Raw genomic sequence first — 16,832 nt, forward strand, 5'->3', positions numbered from 1 at the left:
GGGCGGCGACGTCGGTGACGGCGTACCAGGCTCGGAATCCTCTCGCGGCGGGCCTCTTCCTCGCTCCCGACCCCGCTGTGGTGGCTGGCGGATGTTCACGCGGTGGGCGTGGCGACAGCGGATGAGTGGGGCCGGTGCGCGGGCTGGGGACGGCCTGTTCGTCGGCCCGGGCGCATGAGGCCGGGAACGGCCCGGTGCCTCCGCCGCGACCGCATCGCCGCGAAGACCTTGCTCCTCACGCGTTGTCAGATGAGGGAGACGGCGACCAGTGCGGTGGTGGAGCCGCCGAAGACCACGGTGTTGCGCAGGTAGGTCTGAGCGCGCACCCAGTGGGGGAAGGCACCCTCGGCGGCCTGGAGGAAAGTCGCTACTTCGACGCGGGCCAGCTCCGGGTCGCCCTTGCGGCGGAAGGCGGTCTCCACGGACTTCACCGCGGTGAGGTTGCTGCGGACGATCACCACGTTCATCAGCAGCACCAGTGAGTGGGGCCGATTCGCCCGCCGGTGAAGGGTTCGGGGGACTCGGCTCCGGCAAGGGCGTCTTCGGCGTCGTGAGCGACGGGCCGCGCCCGCCCTGGACGGCTCGTTCCGGTCCAGGGTCCCGCCGTTGATGCTTCAGGACTGAACGCTTCAGTGCAGCGCCAAGCTGTTGTCGGGGGTCAGGCCGCTGAGCTTTTCGGGGTTGACCTGGAAACGCAGGTTCTGGATGCGGCCCTCGACGAGGTCGAACGAGAGGGCGCCGACTGTGTGTCCGTCGAGGGTGGCCAGGACACCGAGCTCGCCGTTGATGACGGCCGGCTCCATGGTCAGGGCGGCCAGTTCGGGCTTGGCGAGGAAACCCACGATCCAGCGCGCGACGTGGTCGGTGCCGTGGAGGGGGCGGCGGGCGGCGGTGACCTTGCCGCCGCCGTCGGACCAGGCGGTGACCTCGGGGGCGAGCAGCTCCATGACGGCGTTCAGGTCGCCGCCCGCGCAGGCCTCCATGAACCGGGTGGTGACCTGCCGGCGCCGGGTCTGGTCGGTGTCGAAGCGGGGGCGGCGGGCCTGGACGTGCTCGCGTGCGCGGTGGGCGATCTGGCGGACTGTCGGCTCGGGACGTTCGAGGGTGTCGGCGATCTCGGCGTGCGAGTAGCCGAAGACCTCGCGGAGCAGGAAGACGGCGCGTTCGACGGGGCTGAGGGTTTCCAGGACGACCAGCATCGCGGTGGAGACGCTGTCGGCCAGTTCGGTCTCCGCGGCGATGTCGGGGGAGGTCAGCAGGGGCTCGGGGAGCCACGGGCCGACGTAGGTTTCGCGGGTCGCCCGTGCGGAGGTGAGGCGGTTCAACGAGAGGTTGGTGACCGTGCGCACCAGGTAGGCCTTGGGGTGGCGGATCGCGTCGCGGTCCGTGGTGCTCCAGCTCAGCCAGGTGTCCTGGAGGACGTCCTCGGCGTCGGTGACGCTGCCCAGCATGCGGTAGGCGGTGGCGAACAGGAGCCTGCGGTGTTCGATGTACGGGTCCTGCTCGTCCCTGGCGTCGACCATCGGCTCATGTTGCCAGCGCCGTAACCAGGGCGGCAAGGCCCTGGATCATGGCGCTGGGAGCCGATGCGCCCGTCATGCCGCGGGCCTGCGGGTGGCGCGGCCGCCCCTGGAGACGATGGTGGTGACGTTCACGCGCTTGCTGAATCGGTAGGTCGTGAGCGGGCTGCCGCTGACCATCTCCTTGTACGCGACGGCGCTCCGGCCGGTGAGGTGCACGCGGCGAGGGGTTTCGTCGGCCTTGGTGAACTGGATGACGGCGTCCCGGCGGCCGAGGCTGACCGGCTGGTGGAAGTAGCCGAAGCGGAACGGTTTGACGGCCTTGCCGCGCACGAGCCGCGCGATGGTGTCGGCGGTGTACTGGGCGGTGGGCAGGCCGCTCTGGCAGGTGCCGTGGATCTGTCCCCAGGCCAGACGGACGGCGGCGGCGTCGCCGATGGCGTGGATCTCCGGGTGGGAAACCGAACGCAGGGTGGCGTCGACCAGGATGAGGCCGCGGTCGTCGGTGGCGATCCCGGCGTCGGCGGCCAGCGGCGACACCTTGACGCCGGTGGTCCACAGGCAGGCGTCGGAGCGGACGAGCCGGCCGTCGGCCAGTTGGACGGCGTCGGGCAGCACCTTGGTGACGCGGGCGCCGGTCTCCACAGTGACGCCGAGGCGGTCCAGCGCGCCGTAGAGGTAGGCGCGGGCCTTGGGACCCATCATGCCGCCGGGCTCGTCCAGGCTGATCAGCGTGACGTTCAGGCCGGGGTGGCTCTCGGCGATCTCGGTGGCCGCCTCGATGCCGGTCAGGCCGCCGCCACAGACGGTGACCGTACCGCCGGACGCGGCGACCTCGGTGAGGCGTGTGGCAAACCGACCTGCGATCTCCGGGTTGTTGAGGGTGAACGCCTGGGTGTCGGCGCCGGGGACCTTACCGGTGTCGGTCGAGCTGCCCAGTGCGTAGACGAGAGTGTCGTACCCGAGGGTCTCGGCGCCGTCGACGGTGATCTGCCGGGCCTCGGGGTCGATGGCGGTGGCTGTGCCCTGGACGAACGTGACGCCGGTCCCGGCGAGCAGGTCGGGGATCTGATGGTCGGCCAGCTCCTGACCGGCGGCGATCTGGTGCATCCGCAGCCGCTCGACGAACCGGCTCGAGGGGTTGACCAGGGTGATCTTCACGTCGGTCCGGCGGGTGCGGTGGGCCAGCCGGATGGCGCTGAACAGGCCCGTGTAGCCGGCGCCGAGGACGACGATGCGGTGGCCGTTGTTCATTGGATCTCCCAAGGTCGGGCACCGGCTTCGGTGTCGGTGTCGGTGACGCCCATGGGACAAGCAAGCAGCACCGGACGTGACAGGTCGCCGATGTGAACCACATCACACCATGCCCCCCTAGTTGGTGTGCCGACAGGAACCCGTCGGCTGCCTCGCTCTACGGGGCCGACCGAGGTAGCGCAGGACGCCGAAGAGGGCGGGCTCCGACTGCCGCTCAAGCCGGCATGCATCCGACGCCCCGGCGCTCCCTCTCACCCCCCCCCGGAGGAAGCCGGACTCCGCGAGAGACTCCAGCGTCAGGTCCTCGACGGCGCAGACTGACAGGGGCCCAGGTTCAGCTCAACGCGACGCCCCCCGCTTGGCGTTCCATCCGCAGGAATACCGGCGGGACCCCGGCCCCAACTGTGACCGGCTGCCAGGCAGGTCCGGAGGCGCACCGTTCCGCCGCAGGTCAGCAGGCCGCCGGTGGGGAGTTCCGTAGAGCGGGCCTGTCCCACGCCCGAGCGCGAGGTGGGGAGATTCAGGGAGCCTGAACACCATTCGGTGTCACTCGGTTCGCGGTACTCCTCGCTGGGCGGTGGGTCCGGCGCTGGTTGTTCAGGGCGTCGGTCGCGTGCTCGTCGCAGCCCTCGCGTCCGCCGGCCGGCCCGCAGCGCGGTGTAGGTGAACGGGCGCGTCGGGCCGCGCAGAGTCCACCACACCGGCTCGTCGGCGGCTGGCCGGTGGCCATCCTGAGGCAGGTCGCCGAGGCAGAGCGCCAGCCATGCGAAGGCTTCCGGGGAGGCCGGGCACGCCATCGACGCCCTCACCCGCAGGGGGCGCCGCCGGAGGGCAAGCGCCGTCTGACCACCGAGAGTGTGCCGCGACAATGGCGCGGACGCTGCCGGAGCCGATGCTCCTGGCCACCGTGAACAGCCCTGACCTTCCTCCCGGGTGGGCAGCGGAGCCCAAGTGGGGCGGTTCTCCGGACACTCGGACGTGTCTCACCTACTGGCGCCGTGCAGTTGCTCGGCCAGTCCGACGATGATGCCCTCCGGGCCGCGGAGATAGCAGAGCAGATAGCTGTCCTCGAACCGGGCGATCTCGCCGACGAGTTCGGCGCCGTGAGGGCGCAGGCGGGCAACGGTGTCCTCGAGGTCGTCGACGGCGAACATGACGCGGTGTGTGCCCAGAATGTTGTGCGGCCGGTTGCGCGGCCCGGCGCTGATCACCGCGGGGCTGCGGTACTTCGCCAGCTCGAGCCGGCTGTGACCGTCCGGGGTCCGGAGCATCGCGATGTCACAGTGGACGCCGTCGAGTCCGGTGCACTGGTCGGCGACGAGGCCCTCGACCTCCGCCCTGCCCTCCAGCTCCATACCGAGTTCCACGAAGAACGCGATGGCGGCATCCATGTCCTCGACGACGATGCCGACGTTGTCCATCCGCTGAATCGCCATGCTGGTCTCTCCTTCTTCGTGTCGTGCGGCCGGTGGTGGCCGTTGATGTCCCTGGGACGGAGCCGGTGGCACGTTCTCGACATCCTCGGACCGCCGAACTCCGGGGGACGTCTTTCCGACCGGCGTCAAGCAGGCGGAGGACAGTGCTGCCGACTGCCTCTTGTGCGTGCTGAAGACGGTGGAGAGGTAGGTGTCGTTGGGTGGGAGGGCGAGAAGACGTGGATGTGTATGAAGCGGTGGACAGCCGCCGTGCCGTGCGGGCGTTCAGTGATGAGCCGGTGTCCAAAGAGGTGCTCGGACGCGTGCTGGCCGCGGCGACGCGGACTCCGTCGAGTGGGAACCTCCAGCCGTGGCATGTGTATGTCGTGACCGGCGAGCCCTTGGCCGAACTGAAGAGGCGCGCGACGGCGAGGGCACTGGCGGGAGACCCGGGTGATGAGCGGGAGTATCCGATGTACCCGGCCGAACTGGCATCGCCGTATCGGGACCGTTTTCCGCCGCGGCTGCTCAGCGGTACGAAGTGCTGGGAATCGGGCGCGACGATCCCGACAGGCCCATGAAGATCGCCGCCTTGAACTCGGAGGCGTTCGGGGCGCCGGTCGTGCTGTTCTGCTACCTCGACCGGATGATGGGCCCCGGACAGTGGGGGGACGCGGGGATGTACTTGCAGACGGTCATGCTGTTGCTGAGGGCGGAACGGTTGCACAGTTGCCCCCAGGTGATGTGGACGATGTATCGCAAGACCGTCAGCCAGATGGTAGGAGCCGATGACGGGCTCGTGCTGTTCTGCGGTGTTTCGGTGGGATGCGAGAAGGAAGGCGTGCCACGGCCGCGGACCGGGCGGGCGGACATGACGGAAACCGTGAGCTTCATCGGAGTGTGACCGCCAGGCGGTCGAGATCCACAGGCACGAGGGCAGGAACGGCCACTCCGACTACATCTGGGTCAGGGCCAGGACCCCAGCGTGTGGACTGCCAGGAAAACGCAGAGTGTCAGCTGCACCGCCCCGATGACGCGGTGCCCGATCCGCAGCAGCACGACGGCCGTGACGCCCACCGCCAGGGCCAGAGCACCGAATCCCAGCACCGGCGCCCAGTCCAGGGGCGGCGCGCTGGTCGCTGTCTGTGCGGAGTAGGTGTCCATCCGACCCAGTCCCCGTACGGCGAGCACGATGGCGACCAACATCCCGGCCGCCACGTCCGCCACCAGTACGAGAAGCAGGAGACAACCTGCGGCGAGGGGGCCCTCTCCGCTGGAGGGCTGCTTGTCGGCAAGTTCGGGCATGGCTCGACGATCGCGCGGAATCCACCCTTCCGAACGGCCCGTCACCGACCCGCAACCCAGGCGTGCTCCGCTCTTCATGGGCCCGGGTGAGCGCGGCCGAGCTCGCGCCGCGCGGCGGCGCCTTGTTCTCGAAGGCTCAGCCTCCCCACCACCACGGCCCAGGTCAGGAGAGGTTCGGACGGTACGCCGACGTGCAGACCCACGACCAGTACCAGTGGTCCGGGTGACCCACGACCAGTACCAGTGGTTCGAGACCGCCCTCATGGACACCCCGCCGATACTCCCGTCCTCCACCGCGCCGGCGGCGACACCGCGTCGCCGCCGGCGCGGTGGAGGAAGGCGCCCTCAGGCGTTGGGCCACTGGTCCTGGTCCCCGTCCCGGGCCTGGTCCTGGTCCCGGTCCTGGGCCGGTTCCGGGAACTCCGTGCCGTCGGCATCACCGCGTACATGACCTGGCGGACACGCCAGGCGGTTCCTGGTGACGATGAAGGCGTACGTCTGGTCGGCCGAGGCCGCCAAGGGGGAGGCGTACGACACCGTCGAGATCCCGGCGACGCACACCGAGGCCGCCGACGAGTGGCGCGACAAGCTGCTCGAGGCCGTCGCGGAGCACGACGAAGAGATCACGGAGCTGTACCTGGAGGGCCAGTAGCCCACCGAGGAGCAGCTGTACGCCGCGGTCCGTCGCGTCACCATCGCGTCCGGCACGTCCGGCACGTCCGACGACACCACGGTCACCCCGGTGTTCTGCGGTAGTGCCGTCCCGGGTGTTCTGCGGTAGTGCCGTCCCGGGACGTTTCGCGACGCCCGACGGCGAGGTCGACCACCTGTGCGAGGTCCTGGCCGCCCACGAGGCCACCGAGCCTTTCGTCGGACACACCCAGCGCTCCTTCGTCGTCCAGGGCGACGTACGCGAGACCGTGCCGCGGTACCTGGAGGAGAACCCGGAGACGATCAACGCCATGGCCTACTTCGACCTCGACCTGTACCAGCCGACGAAGGAACTCCTAGAGGCGATCAGGCCGCACCTGACCAAGGGCGGCATCCTCGCCTTCGACGAGCCGGCGCACCCCAAGTGGCCCGGTGAGACCACCGCTCTGAGGGAGGTCTTCGGCCTCGACCATGCCCCTGCGCCAGCTCCCCGGCCGCGAGCCGCCGGTCATCTACATGAAGTGGGGTGAGTGACGGGCAACAAACCCGGCGCGACAGGGCGCGTCCCTCCCTGTCGCGCCACCGGTCACCGGACCTGGGAAGCCTTGGTGCGGGGCCACTGCCGGGGCGCCGAGTGCACCGCCGCGACGGTCCTGCGCCAGGACGTGTCGATGTCGTGCGGATGCCCGTACGTCCTGAAGGTTCTTGACGTGCGAGTACAGGCTGGCGTCCTTGACGCCGAAGCTGCGGGCAAGGGCCGAGAGGGTGACCGCTTCGAAGCCGACCTCGTCAGCCAGAGCGGCAGCGGCCTGGGTGATCCTGTCAACGGTCAGGCCCGCTCGCGTCTTCATCCGCTCTCCTATTTATGTGTAGCTTGCTCCCTTGGGCGATAGGCATGTGCCGCGAAGCGTTAGCCGCTCGGCACGCCATAGTGACGTCGGTCACTCGTTTCATCTCTGGTGGACGTGGGACGCGTACGCCCACTCGCGCCTGGCGGTCCTGGGTGTCAGGGTCGCGGCCTTCGCTTCCCTGTTCGCTGCGGTGTGACTCGCTTCGCCCGAGAGGGCCCGGCCGTCCACGTTGCACGGACTTGACCCGACCCGACCTTGTTGTGCAAGACTCACTGTGAGTTCGAGGCTACCCATCGCTGCGCGAGTGGGTACCGGTCCGTGGAACGACCGGTGCGCTCGATTCGACCCCGATTCGACCCCGTGAGTACCGGCAGCGCGGATCACCGCTCTGAACAGGGAAGATGGGGTGCGGCGGAGGTTACTGGTCTTGACGACCGGCAACAACCCCAGTAGTGACCCAAGCGCCCCCATGTACCCAGTCGGCCGCGCTACTCGACACACGAATCGGCTCGGAGGAGGACCCGTGGAGCAGGCCGGACCGCGCTCGCGCCAGGCCACCGCCGAGAGTGCGCCGGACGCCGCCGCCACTCGTCCGGCGTCGGCCTACCGTGTGCCCGCGCAGCCCGGAGTCGCGGACGTCGACCGGGAGCGGGGCATCGCGGCGGACGGCACCGCCGCGGCGGTACGCGGCGACACCGGCCCCGTCATCGACGCGGCCCGGGGCGAGCACACGCACAGCGAGACGCCGATCCCGCTGCCGCGCACGCAGGGGCGCCCCGTCGTTCAGCGGTCCTCCGTGCGGGGACAGATCCTCGACGCGCTGCGGGCCGCGCTCGCCGGCGGGGAGCTGACGCCGGGGGAGGTGTACTCGGCGCCCGCGCTCGGTGAGCGGTTCGGGGTCTCCGCCACCCCCGTGCGCGAGGCGATGCAACAACTGGCCATCGAGGGCGCGGTCGAGGTCGTGCCCAACCGGGGCTTCCGTGTCGTACGGCGGGGCGCCCGGGAACTGGCCGAGCTCGCGGAGGTGCGGGCGCTGCTCCAGGTGCCGGTGATCATGCGGCTCGCGCGGACGGTGCCGGCGGACCGCTGGGGTGACCTGCGGCCCCTCGCCGACGAGACGGCCCGGGCGGCGTCCTCCGGGTGCCGGGCGACGTACGGGGAGGCGGACCGGGCCTTCCACCGGGGGGTGTTGGGGCTGGCCGGGAACGAACAGCTGATGCAGATCGCGGACGATCTCCACCGGCGTACGCAACTGCCGTTGGGGGGCGGCCAGGTGGGGAGCGGGGGCCGCGTCGAACTCATGGCTGACGCGGCGGAGCACATCGCGTTGGTGGACGCGTTGGTGGCGGAGGACCTGGAAGCGGCCTGCTGCCTGGTGGAGAAGCATTTCGGCACGGTGGGCTGAGGGCGCGTTCTTGACCGCGGGTCGAGAAGCACGGGGCGCGGCCCCTGCTTTTCAGGGGCGCGGGGAACTGCGCGACCAGCCCCTACCCGCCCGTGGACGAACAGCCACCTGACCGGTCACGCCGTCGCGGCCGGCGGTGGTGCCAACTGCCGTGCCAGCCACGTCGGTACACCTCCCAGCAGACGGAACAATCGCCCCGCCTCCTCGCGGAGCCGGGACGCCTCCGGTTCGGATGCGGTGTCGGCCAGGGAGACGAGTGCGGGGGCGGTGCCGACGAGATAGCCCAACTCCTCGCGGATGCGCAGGGATTCGGCGAAGCCGTGCCGGGCCTCGGCCAGCTCGCCGTCACGGAGGGCGAGTCCGGCGAGGTGACGCCAGGTGAAGGACTGCAGGAGCAGGTCGCCATGGGCGGTGGCCCCGGCGTGGGCCCGGCGGTAGGCGGCGCGAGCGGCCTGCGGGGAATGCGCGAGGTTCTCGGCGAGGACACCCCGGCGGAAGTCGAGCAGGGCCCGGCCGGGCGCACCGGGGGCGATCAGCGCCGCCGCCCGGCCGAGCGCGGCCCGTGCCTCGTCGGAGCGGTCCCGGACGCCGAACAGCGTGGCCGCGTAAGCCAGTTGGCCGCGCTCGCAGGCCGCCGCGCCGCGCTCGTCGTCGGTGCGGGCCTGCGCCTCGGCCGTGCGGAGCGCGTCCTCGGCCTCCTCCCAGCCCTGCTCGGTGTAGAGGCAGCGCTCGACGAGCAGCGCGGTCCGCTGGAGCGAGGCCTGTGGGCTGTCGGGTTCTATCAAGGCGGCCGCGTCGACCCAGCAGGCGCGTGAGCGCAGCCGCCATACCGCGGTCTGGAGTGGATCGTCACCGGCGGTCGTTCCGTTACCAGACATGGCGGTGTGCGCCACGTTGCCCTCCCCGAGCACGCCCTTGAGCTTTGAGTGGTGGCCGCATCTCAGCACGGATTCCGGGGCCCGGCCAAGGGGGTGGGTGAAGGAATTCACAAAGTCATGGGGTGCGGACGGCGCACTTGGATCTTCGTCCACCACCCCAAGGCCTCAACTCATGCGCAGGGCCAGGAAGAAGTCCAGTTTGTCCTCCAGTCGGGAGAGGTCCCGGCTCGTCAACTGCTCGATGCGGCCCACCCGGTACCGCAGCGTGTTGACGTGCAGATGGAGCCGTGCGGCGCACCGCGTCCAGGAGCCGTCGCACTCCAGGAACGCCTCCAGGGTGGGGATCAGCTCGGCGCGGTGCCGGCGGTCGTAGTCGCGCAGCGGGTCGAGGAGACGGGCCGTGAAGGCGCGGCGCACGTCGTCGGGGACGAAGGGGAGGAGCAGGACGTGCGAGGCCAGTTCCTGGTGGCCGGCCGCGCACACCCGGCCGGAGCGGGCCGCCGCCACCCGGCGGGCGTGCCGGGCCTCCTCCAGGGCGCCGCGCAGCCCCTCCGCCGAGTGCACGGCCGCGCTGACGCCCAGGGTGAGCCGCCCGTCGTCGTCGAGGCCTGCGGTCAGCGGGTCCCGTACGGCCGCGAGGAGCGTGTCGGCGTGGATTCCGGACTCGGAGCCGGCGGGCTCCGAGGAGAGCGCCGGGAGGGGGACGAGGGCGATGGCCTCCTCACCCGTGTGGGCCACCGCGATCCGGTCCGAGGGTTCGGGGCCCGTCGCCCGGGGATCGACGAGGATCTCCTCCAGGAGCGCCTGGGCGACCGGGCCGCCGTCCATCTCTCCGCCGTCCCACTCGACCCGGGCCACCACGACCTGCCAGTGCGGCGCCGAGCCGAGGCCGGGCAGCAGCACCGGCGCGGCGACCCGCAGCCGGGCCGCGATCTCGGCCGGGGCCGCTCCCGCCTGCACCAGCTCCAGGACCTCCTGGGCGAGCCGTCGCCGTACCGTACGGGCCGCCTCCCGGCGGTCGCGCTCGACCGCGATCAGCTGGGTGACGCCGTACAGCAGGTCGAGCCGCTCGGCGGGCCAGTCGCCGGCGTCGGCCTCCACCGCGAGGAGCCAGTCGGACAGCACGGTGCCGCGCACGTCCCGGGCGGCGGCCCCGGTGCCCGTGCCCCGGCCCGCGCTGCTGATCGGGAACAGCGAGTACGTCGTGGTGCCGACGGCCACGCGATGCGGTCCGTGCCGCCCCGTGCGCGTCGCCGCCAGGTGCTCGGCGGACAGCCGCGCGCACAGCTCGGCGGGGAGGGCGGGCCCGCCGACCTTGGGGCCCGCGACGAGCCGGCCGGCGGGGGAGAGCACCCAGGCGCGGAGGTCCAGGTCGGAGCCGAGCAGGTCCAGGACGACGTCCGGGCCGCCGCCCGCCGGGCCGGAGGTCATCATCCGGCGGTGCCGGTCCACCACGGCCGCCAGATCCCCGGCACGCTCGCCGGAGACCTGCCGTACGACGTGCTCGGTGATCGCCGCGAAGGCCACCGACTCGTTGACCGCGAAGAGCGGCAGCCGGTGCCGGGCGCAGGCCACGACGAGGTCCTCCGGGATGTCACCCAGCTCGGCCTCCCCGGCCGCCAGCGCGGCGACCCCGGCGCCGACCAGGAGCCGTACGAAGGGCTCGGAGTCGGTGGCGTCGCGGTGCCAGGCGAGGCCCGTGAGCACCAGCTCGCCGCCGGAGAGGTAGCGGCTGGGGTCCCTGAGGTCGGTGGTCATCACACCGCGCACGGTGCGGTCCAGCTCGTCCCCGCCGCCGAGCAGCCGCAGGCCCAGCGCGTCGGTGTCCAGCAGTGCGCGCAGGCGCATTCTCGTCCCCGCCGTTCTTGTCTAGAAAACAACGTTCGGTTCGCCCGGGAAGCGTGCCCGTGACTTCCGGAGGAGGGTGGTCGTGAAGGCCGGGGGCCCTGTGTGTGCTGGATGTTTCCAGCCGAAAACGAAGAGGTTGCTGAGGGCCTCCGTTCATACGAATCTACAAGATGAGCCCCTTGGCCAGCCAACTCCTTCATGTTTTCCGTGACTGACCGGGGCGGAGGAGCGCGCTGTGTACTGAAGGTCGAGACACGCGAACAGCCCAGGAACGAGCCGGGCCCGCCGCACACGATCTGGCTCAAACAGAACGACACAAGACGAGGAAGAGAGCCGGTCCCATGGACTTCCTTCGCCCCGCCAGCTGGGAGGAGGCGCTCGCCGCGAAGGCCGAGCACCCCACCGCTGTGCCGATCGCCGGCGGCACCGACGTGATGGTCGAGATCAACTTCGACCACCGTCGGCCCGAGTATCTGCTCGACCTGAACCGCGTCGGCGAACTCTCCGAGTGGGAGGTCGGCGAGGAATCGGTTCGCCTGGGCGCGTCCGTCCCGTACACGCGGATCATGGAGGACCTCCGTGCCGAGCTGCCCGGCCTCGCCCTGGCCTCGCACACGGTCGCCTCCCCACAGATCCGCAACCGCGGCGGCGTCGGCGGCAACCTCGGCACCGCCTCCCCGGCCGGCGACGCCCACCCGGCCCTCCTCGCGGCGGGCGCCCAGGTCGAGGCCGAGTCCGTACGGGGCTCCCGGCTCATCCCCATCGACGACTTCTACACCGGCGTCAAGCGCAACGCCCTCGCGCCGGACGAGCTGATCCGTGCGGTGCACATCGCGAAGGCGGACGGCCCGCAGCAGTACTCGAAGGTCGGCACCCGCAACGCCATGGTCATCGCCGTGTGCGCCTTCGGGCTCGCCCTGCACCCGTCGTCGCGCACGGTACGGACCGGCATCGGCTCGGCTGCGCCGACCCCCGTCCGGGCCAAGGCCGCCGAGGAGTTCCTGAACGCGGCGCTCGACGAGGGCGGCTTCTGGGACAACGGCCGGATCATCACCCCGTCGGTCGCCAAGCAGTTCGCCGACCTGTGCGCCGGCGCCTGCAACCCCATCGACGACGTCCGCGGCACCGCGAGCTACCGCCGCCACGCCGTCGGCGTCATGGCCCGCCGCACGCTGATGTGGACCTGGGAGTCGTACCGCGGCACCGCCGCCCGCACGGAGGGAGTCGCGTAATGCGCGTCAATTTCACGGTCAACGGCCGTCCGCAGGAAGCCGACGACGTGTGGGAGGGCGAGTCCCTGCTGTACGTGCTGCGCGAGCGCCTCGGTCTGCCGGGTTCCAAGAACGCCTGCGAGCAGGGGGAGTGCGGGTCCTGCACCGTCCGGCTTGACGGCGTACCGGTGTGTTCGTGTCTGGTCGCCGCCGGACAGGTGGAGGGCCGTGAGGTCGTCACGGTGGAGGGGCTCGCGGACTACGCGAAACAGCGCGCGGAGCACGGTGGTTGCGCGTCCGGTGCGTGCGGCACGGCCGGTACGGCCGGTACGGCCGGTACGGCCGGTACGACCGGGACTTCGCTCGATGAGGCCAAGCGGTGGGCCGCGACGGGTACGGACTCCCAGACCGGTGAAGGAGGCGAACTCTCCCCGATCCAGCAGGCGTTCATCGACGCCGGCGCCGTCCAGTGCGGGTTCTGCACGCCCGGTCTGCTCGTCGCGGCCGACGAGATGCTGGAACGCACCCCCAACCCGAGCGACGCGGACATCCGCGAGGCCCTGTCGGGCAACCTGTGCCGCTGCACCGGCTACGAGAACATCATGGACGCGGTCCGCCTCGCGGCCGCCCGGCAGTCCGAAGGGGTCTGATCATGGGAACCACCGGCCTGCCCACCAACATCACCCAGGGCTCCCGCACCAAGGGCGGCATCGGCGAGTCCACGCTCCGCCCGGACGGCACCCTCAAGGTCACCGGCGAGTTCGCGTACTCCTCCGACATGTGGCACGAGGACATGCTCTGGGGCCAGATCCTGCGCTCCACGGTCGCCCACGCCGAGATCGTCTCCATCGACACCGCCGAGGCCCTCGCCACGCCCGGCGTCTACGCCGTCATGACGTACGACGACCTGCCGACCGAGGTGCGGAACTACGGTCTGGAGATCCAGGACACCCCCGTTCTCGCCCACGGCAAGGTCCGCCACCACGGCGAGCCCGTCGCGATCGTCGCCGCCGACCACCCGGAGACCGCGCGCCGCGCCGCCGCCAAGATCAAGGTGGAGTACCGCGAACTGCCGGTCATCACCGACGAGGCCTCCGCGACCGCGCCGGACGCGATCCTCATCCACGAGGGCCGCGACGACCACCACAGCGGCCACGTCCCACACCCGAACATCCTCCACCGCCAGCCGGTCATCCGCGGCGACGTGGCCGCGGCCCGCGAGCGCGCGGACGTGATCGTCAAGGGCGAGTACGTCTTCGGCATGCAGGACCAGGCCTTCCTCGGCCCCGAGTCCGGGCTCGCCGTGCCCGCCGAGGACGGCGGCGTCGACCTCTACATCGCCACCCAGTGGCTCCACTCCGACCTGCGCCAGATCGCGCCCGTCCTCGGCCTGCCCGAGGACAAGGTCAGGATGACCCTGGCCGGCGTCGGCGGTGCCTTCGGCGGTCGCGAGGACCTGTCGATGCAGATCCACGCCTGCCTGCTGGCGCTGCGCACCGGCAAGCCGGTGAAGATCGTCTACAACCGCTTCGAGTCCTTCTTCGGACACGTCCACCGCCACCCCGCCAAGCTGTACTACGAGCACGGGGCGACGCGCGACGGCAGGCTCACGCACCTCAAGGCCCGCATCGTCCTGGACGGCGGCGCCTACGCCTCCGCCTCCCCGGCCGTCGTCGGCAACGCCGCCTCGCTCGGCGCGGGCCCGTACGTCATCGACGACGTCGAGATCGAGGCCATCGCCCTCTACACCAACAACCCGCCCTGCGGCGCGATGCGAGGCTTCGGCGCGGTCCAGGCGTGCTTCGCGTACGAGGCGCAGATGGACAAGCTGGCGGCGAAGCTCGGCATGGACCCGGTGGAGTTCCGGCAGATCAACGCCATGGAGCAGGGCACCCTCCTGCCGACCGGCCAGGCCGTCGACTCCCCGGCCCCGGTCGCCGAACTCCTGCGCCGCGTCAAGGCGATGCCCCTGCCGCCGGAGCAGCAGTGGCGCACGGCGGGCGAGGCGGCGGACGTACGACAGCTCCCGGGCGGCCTGTCCAACACCACGCACGGCGAAGGTGTCGTACGAGGCATCGGCTACGCGGTCGGCATCAAGAACGTCGGCTTCTCCGAGGGTTTCGACGACTACTCGACCGCCCGCGTCCGTATGGAGGTGGTGGGCGGCGAGCCCGTCGCCACCGTCCACACGGCCATGGCGGAGGTCGGCCAGGGCGGCATCACCGTCCACGCGCAGATCGCCCGCACCGAGCTGGGCGTCACCCAGGTGACCATCAACCCGGCGAACACCCAGGTGGGTTCGGCCGGTTCGACCTCCGCGTCCCGTCAGACGTACGTCACGGGCGGCGCCGTGAAGAACAGCTGCGAACTGGTCCGGGAGAAGGTCCTGGAGCTGGGCCGCCGGAAGTTCGGCACGTACCACCCCGCCTGGGCGACCGCCGAACTCCTCCTGGAGGGCGGCAAGGTCGTCACCGACGCCGGTGAGGTCCTGGCCGACCTGGTGGACGTCCTCGGTGACGAGGCCGTCGAGGTCGAGGCGGAGTGGCGGCACCGGCCGACCGAACCCTTCGACCTGCGGACCGGGCAGGGCTTCGGCCACGTCCAGTACTCCTTCGCCGCGCACCGGGCGGTCGTCGAGGTCGACACCGAGCTGGGCATGGTCAAGGTCGTCGAACTGGCCTGTGCCCAGGACGTCGGCAAGGCCCTGAACCCGCTCTCGGTCCTCGGCCAGATCCAGGGCGGCACCACGCAGGGCCTCGGCATCGCCGTCATGGAGGAGATCGTCGTCGACCCCACGACCGCGAAGGTCCGCAACCCCTCTTTCACGGACTACCTGATCCCCACGATCCTCGACACGCCGACCATCCCCGTCGACATGCTCGAACTCGCCGACGACCACGCGCCGTACGGGCTGCGCGGCGTCGGCGAGGCCCCGACCCTGTCCTCGACTCCGGCCGTGCTCGCGGCGATCCGGAACGCGACGGGCTTGGAGCTGAACAGGACGCCGGTACGCCCGGAACACCTCACGGGTACGGCGTAGTAGTCGGTCGGGGCGCGTAAGAGCTCGGGGGTGCGGTTCGTCGGCGGGTGCGGGTCCGGTGGGGCTTCTCGCGCAGGTCCCCGCGCCCCTGAAAGACCAGGCCCTGCGGGCCGCCTGAAGACGGCGGACCTGGCGGGCTGGAAAGCAAGGGGCGCAGCCCCTGCTGCACGGGGGAGCCTGACGGCGGTCCTCCTCGTCTTCTTCGCCCTCGACCCGATCGAGAGCCGGCCGGGCGTGCACCAGCCGCCCGCCTGCCGAGTACCTTCCACCAAACCGTGCTTGAGGAGACCGAGAGATGCTGGACATCGCCGAAGAGCTGCGCCGGTGGGTCGAGCAGGGACGTGACTTCGCCGTGGCCACCGTGGTGGCCGTCGGCGGCAGCGCGCCCCGCCGGCCCGGCGCCGCCCTCGCGGTGGACGCCGACGGCACGGCGATCGGCTCGGTCTCCGGCGGCTGTGTGGAGGGCGCTGTCTACGAACTGTGCCAACAGGCGTTGGCGGACGGCGAACCGGTCCTCGAACGCTTCGGCTACAGCGACGAGGACGCCTTCGCCATCGGCCTGACCTGCGGCGGAGTCATCGACATCCTCGTCACACCGGTGCGGGTCGGCGACCCCGCCCGCCCGGTGGTCGCCGCCGCGCTGTCCGCCGCCGCGAGCGGGGAGGCGGCGGCCCTGGCCCGGGTCGTCTCCGGTCCGGCGCAGCTGCGGGGCCGCGCTCTGCTGGTCCGCCCGGACGGCTCGTACGACGGTGGCTACGGCGCCCATCCCGAACTCGACCGCACGGTCGCCGCCGAGGCCCGCGCCCTCCTCGACGCGGGCCGCACGGACACCCTGGAGATCGGTGAGCAGGGCTCTCGGTGCGGAGCACCGCTCACGGTTCTCGTCGAGTCGTCCGTCCCGCCGCCCCGGATGATCGTCTTCGGTGCGATCGACTTCGCGTCGGCGCTGGTCCGCGTCGGCAAGTTCCTCGGTTACCACGTCACCGTCTGCGACGCCCGCCCCGTCTTTGCGACCCGCGCCCGCTTCCCGGAGGCCGACGAGATCGTCGTCGAGTGGCCCCACCGCTATCTTGAGCAGACGTCGGTGGACGCCCGCACGGTCCTCTGCGTCCTCACCCACGACGCCAAGTTCGACGTCCCCCTCCTCCGGCTCGCCCTGCGGCTCCCGGCGGCGTACGTCGGCGCGATGGGCTCCCGCCGCACCCACCTCGACCGCAACGAACGCCTCCGCCAAGTCGGCGTCAGCGAGTTGGAGCTGGCCCGGCTCCGGTCTCCGATCGGGCTCGACCTCGGTGCCCGCACGCCGGAGGAGACCGCCCTGTCCATCGCCGCCGAGATCGTCGCCGCCCGGCGTGGCGGCAGCGGCGTCCCCCTGACCGGCGCGCACACCCCGATCCACCACGACGGCACGCCCGGAGTCATGGAGCTGCCGAGCCTGCGGGTCTCCTGACCCG

12 protein-coding genes and 4 pseudogenes are annotated in these 16,832 nt (G+C 71.3%); 8 read left to right on the top strand and 8 right to left on the bottom strand.

Annotation, left to right across the window (positions count from 1 at the left end; genetic code table 11):
- Nucleotides 1-245 precede the first annotated feature (245 nt).
- The 4 genes from OG272_RS38360 to OG272_RS38375 form a co-directional block, all read right to left on the bottom strand.
- Entirely contained in the window at nt 246-467 is a 222-nt protein-coding gene (locus OG272_RS38360; protein WP_405895601.1) for a hypothetical protein, read from the bottom strand.
- 162 nt (nt 468-629) lie between these two features.
- Entirely contained in the window at nt 630-1,523 is an 894-nt protein-coding gene (locus OG272_RS38365; protein ID WP_326575442.1) for an RNA polymerase sigma-70 factor, read from the bottom strand.
- Nucleotides 1,524-1,595: 72 nt separating this feature from the next.
- Nucleotides 1,596-2,774, bottom strand: coding sequence for an FAD-dependent oxidoreductase (locus OG272_RS38370; protein WP_328224262.1), 1,179 nt, complete (start codon nt 2,772-2,774; stop codon nt 1,596-1,598).
- Nucleotides 2,775-3,757: 983 nt separating this feature from the next.
- A complete protein-coding gene (locus OG272_RS38375; RefSeq protein WP_326575438.1) occupies nt 3,758-4,210 on the bottom strand; it encodes a VOC family protein in 453 nt (150 codons plus the stop codon).
- Nucleotides 4,211-4,428: 218 nt separating this feature from the next.
- Between OG272_RS38375 and OG272_RS38380 the strand changes: the two are divergent.
- Nucleotides 4,429-5,093, top strand: a pseudogene (locus OG272_RS38380) (nitroreductase).
- Nucleotides 5,094-5,155: 62 nt separating this feature from the next.
- Here OG272_RS38380 and OG272_RS38385 read toward each other — a convergent pair.
- Nucleotides 5,156-5,494, bottom strand: a complete 339-nt coding sequence (locus OG272_RS38385) for an inner-membrane translocator (RefSeq protein WP_326575434.1) — start codon at nt 5,492-5,494, stop codon at nt 5,156-5,158.
- Between the two features lie 475 nt (nt 5,495-5,969).
- Here OG272_RS38385 and fusA point away from each other — a divergent pair.
- Together fusA and OG272_RS38395 are read left to right on the top strand one after the other, a co-directional pair.
- Nucleotides 5,970-6,254: pseudogene (gene fusA, locus OG272_RS38390) on the top strand (elongation factor G); the annotation flags it as partial.
- A gap of 19 nt (nt 6,255-6,273) precedes the next feature.
- A pseudogene (locus OG272_RS38395) lies at nt 6,274-6,679 on the top strand (class I SAM-dependent methyltransferase); the annotation flags it as partial.
- A 152-nt stretch (nt 6,680-6,831) separates the two neighbouring features.
- On the opposite strand, the pseudogene OG272_RS38400 reads toward OG272_RS38395, so the two are convergent.
- Nucleotides 6,832-6,996: pseudogene (locus tag OG272_RS38400) on the bottom strand (TetR family transcriptional regulator); the annotation flags it as partial.
- Nucleotides 6,997-7,519: 523 nt separating this feature from the next.
- Here OG272_RS38400 and OG272_RS38405 point away from each other — a divergent pair.
- Complete coding sequence (locus tag OG272_RS38405; protein ID WP_405895602.1) at nt 7,520-8,401, top strand: GntR family transcriptional regulator; 882 nt, start codon at nt 7,520-7,522, stop codon at nt 8,399-8,401.
- A 116-nt stretch (nt 8,402-8,517) separates the two neighbouring features.
- On the opposite strand, the gene OG272_RS38410 is transcribed toward OG272_RS38405, so the two are convergent.
- Nucleotides 8,518-9,294 carry a hypothetical protein gene (locus OG272_RS38410; protein WP_326575430.1) on the bottom strand — a complete coding sequence of 259 codons (777 nt, stop codon included), beginning with the start codon at nt 9,292-9,294 and terminating at the stop codon, nt 8,518-8,520.
- Between the two features lie 150 nt (nt 9,295-9,444).
- Nucleotides 9,445-11,127: a PucR family transcriptional regulator gene (locus OG272_RS38415; protein ID WP_405895603.1), complete on the bottom strand. Its 1,683-nt coding sequence runs from the start codon at nt 11,125-11,127 to the stop codon at nt 9,445-9,447.
- A gap of 341 nt (nt 11,128-11,468) precedes the next feature.
- Between OG272_RS38415 and OG272_RS38420 the strand changes: the two genes are divergently transcribed.
- The 4 genes from OG272_RS38420 to OG272_RS38435 all read left to right on the top strand — a co-directional run bounded on the left by OG272_RS38420 (nt 11,469) and on the right by OG272_RS38435 (nt 16,828).
- Nucleotides 11,469-12,359, top strand: coding sequence for a xanthine dehydrogenase family protein subunit M (locus tag OG272_RS38420; RefSeq protein ID WP_326575426.1), 891 nt, complete (start codon nt 11,469-11,471; stop codon nt 12,357-12,359).
- On the top strand, nt 12,359-12,988 hold the full coding sequence (locus OG272_RS38425; protein ID WP_405895604.1) for a (2Fe-2S)-binding protein: 630 nt from the start codon (nt 12,359-12,361) through the stop codon (nt 12,986-12,988). The genes OG272_RS38420 and OG272_RS38425 overlap by 1 nt, the downstream gene beginning before the upstream one ends.
- 2 nt (nt 12,989-12,990) lie before the next feature.
- Nucleotides 12,991-15,378: a xanthine dehydrogenase family protein molybdopterin-binding subunit gene (locus OG272_RS38430; RefSeq protein WP_405895605.1), complete on the top strand. Its 2,388-nt coding sequence runs from the start codon at nt 12,991-12,993 to the stop codon at nt 15,376-15,378.
- 295 nt (nt 15,379-15,673) lie between these two features.
- Complete coding sequence (locus OG272_RS38435; RefSeq protein ID WP_405895606.1) at nt 15,674-16,828, top strand: XdhC family protein; 1,155 nt, start codon at nt 15,674-15,676, stop codon at nt 16,826-16,828.
- Nucleotides 16,829-16,832 lie beyond the last annotated feature (4 nt).

It is taken from the genome of Streptomyces sp. NBC_00104 (assembly GCF_045160825.1).
Classification (GTDB): Bacteria; Actinomycetota; Actinomycetes; order Streptomycetales; family Streptomycetaceae; genus Streptomyces.

Excerpts from the sequence above, each read along its gene's own strand:
- OG272_RS38360 (WP_405895601.1), bottom strand. The coding sequence starts at position 467 with ATGAACGTGGTGATCGTCCGCAGCAACCTCACCGCGGTGAAGTCCGTG.
- OG272_RS38365 (WP_326575442.1), bottom strand. The coding sequence starts at position 1,523 with ATGGTCGACGCCAGGGACGAGCAGGACCCGTACATCGAACACCGCAGG.
- OG272_RS38370 (WP_328224262.1), bottom strand. The coding sequence starts at position 2,774 with ATGAACAACGGCCACCGCATCGTCGTCCTCGGCGCCGGCTACACGGGC.
- OG272_RS38375 (WP_326575438.1), bottom strand. The coding sequence starts at position 4,210 with ATGGCGATTCAGCGGATGGACAACGTCGGCATCGTCGTCGAGGACATG.
- OG272_RS38385 (WP_326575434.1), bottom strand. The coding sequence starts at position 5,494 with ATGCCCGAACTTGCCGACAAGCAGCCCTCCAGCGGAGAGGGCCCCCTC.
- OG272_RS38415 (WP_405895603.1), bottom strand. The coding sequence starts at position 11,127 with ATGCGCCTGCGCGCACTGCTGGACACCGACGCGCTGGGCCTGCGGCTG.
- OG272_RS38420 (WP_326575426.1), top strand. The coding sequence starts at position 11,469 with ATGGACTTCCTTCGCCCCGCCAGCTGGGAGGAGGCGCTCGCCGCGAAG.
- OG272_RS38425 (WP_405895604.1), top strand. The coding sequence starts at position 12,359 with ATGCGCGTCAATTTCACGGTCAACGGCCGTCCGCAGGAAGCCGACGAC.
- OG272_RS38430 (WP_405895605.1), top strand. The coding sequence starts at position 12,991 with ATGGGAACCACCGGCCTGCCCACCAACATCACCCAGGGCTCCCGCACC.
- OG272_RS38435 (WP_405895606.1), top strand. The coding sequence starts at position 15,674 with ATGCTGGACATCGCCGAAGAGCTGCGCCGGTGGGTCGAGCAGGGACGT.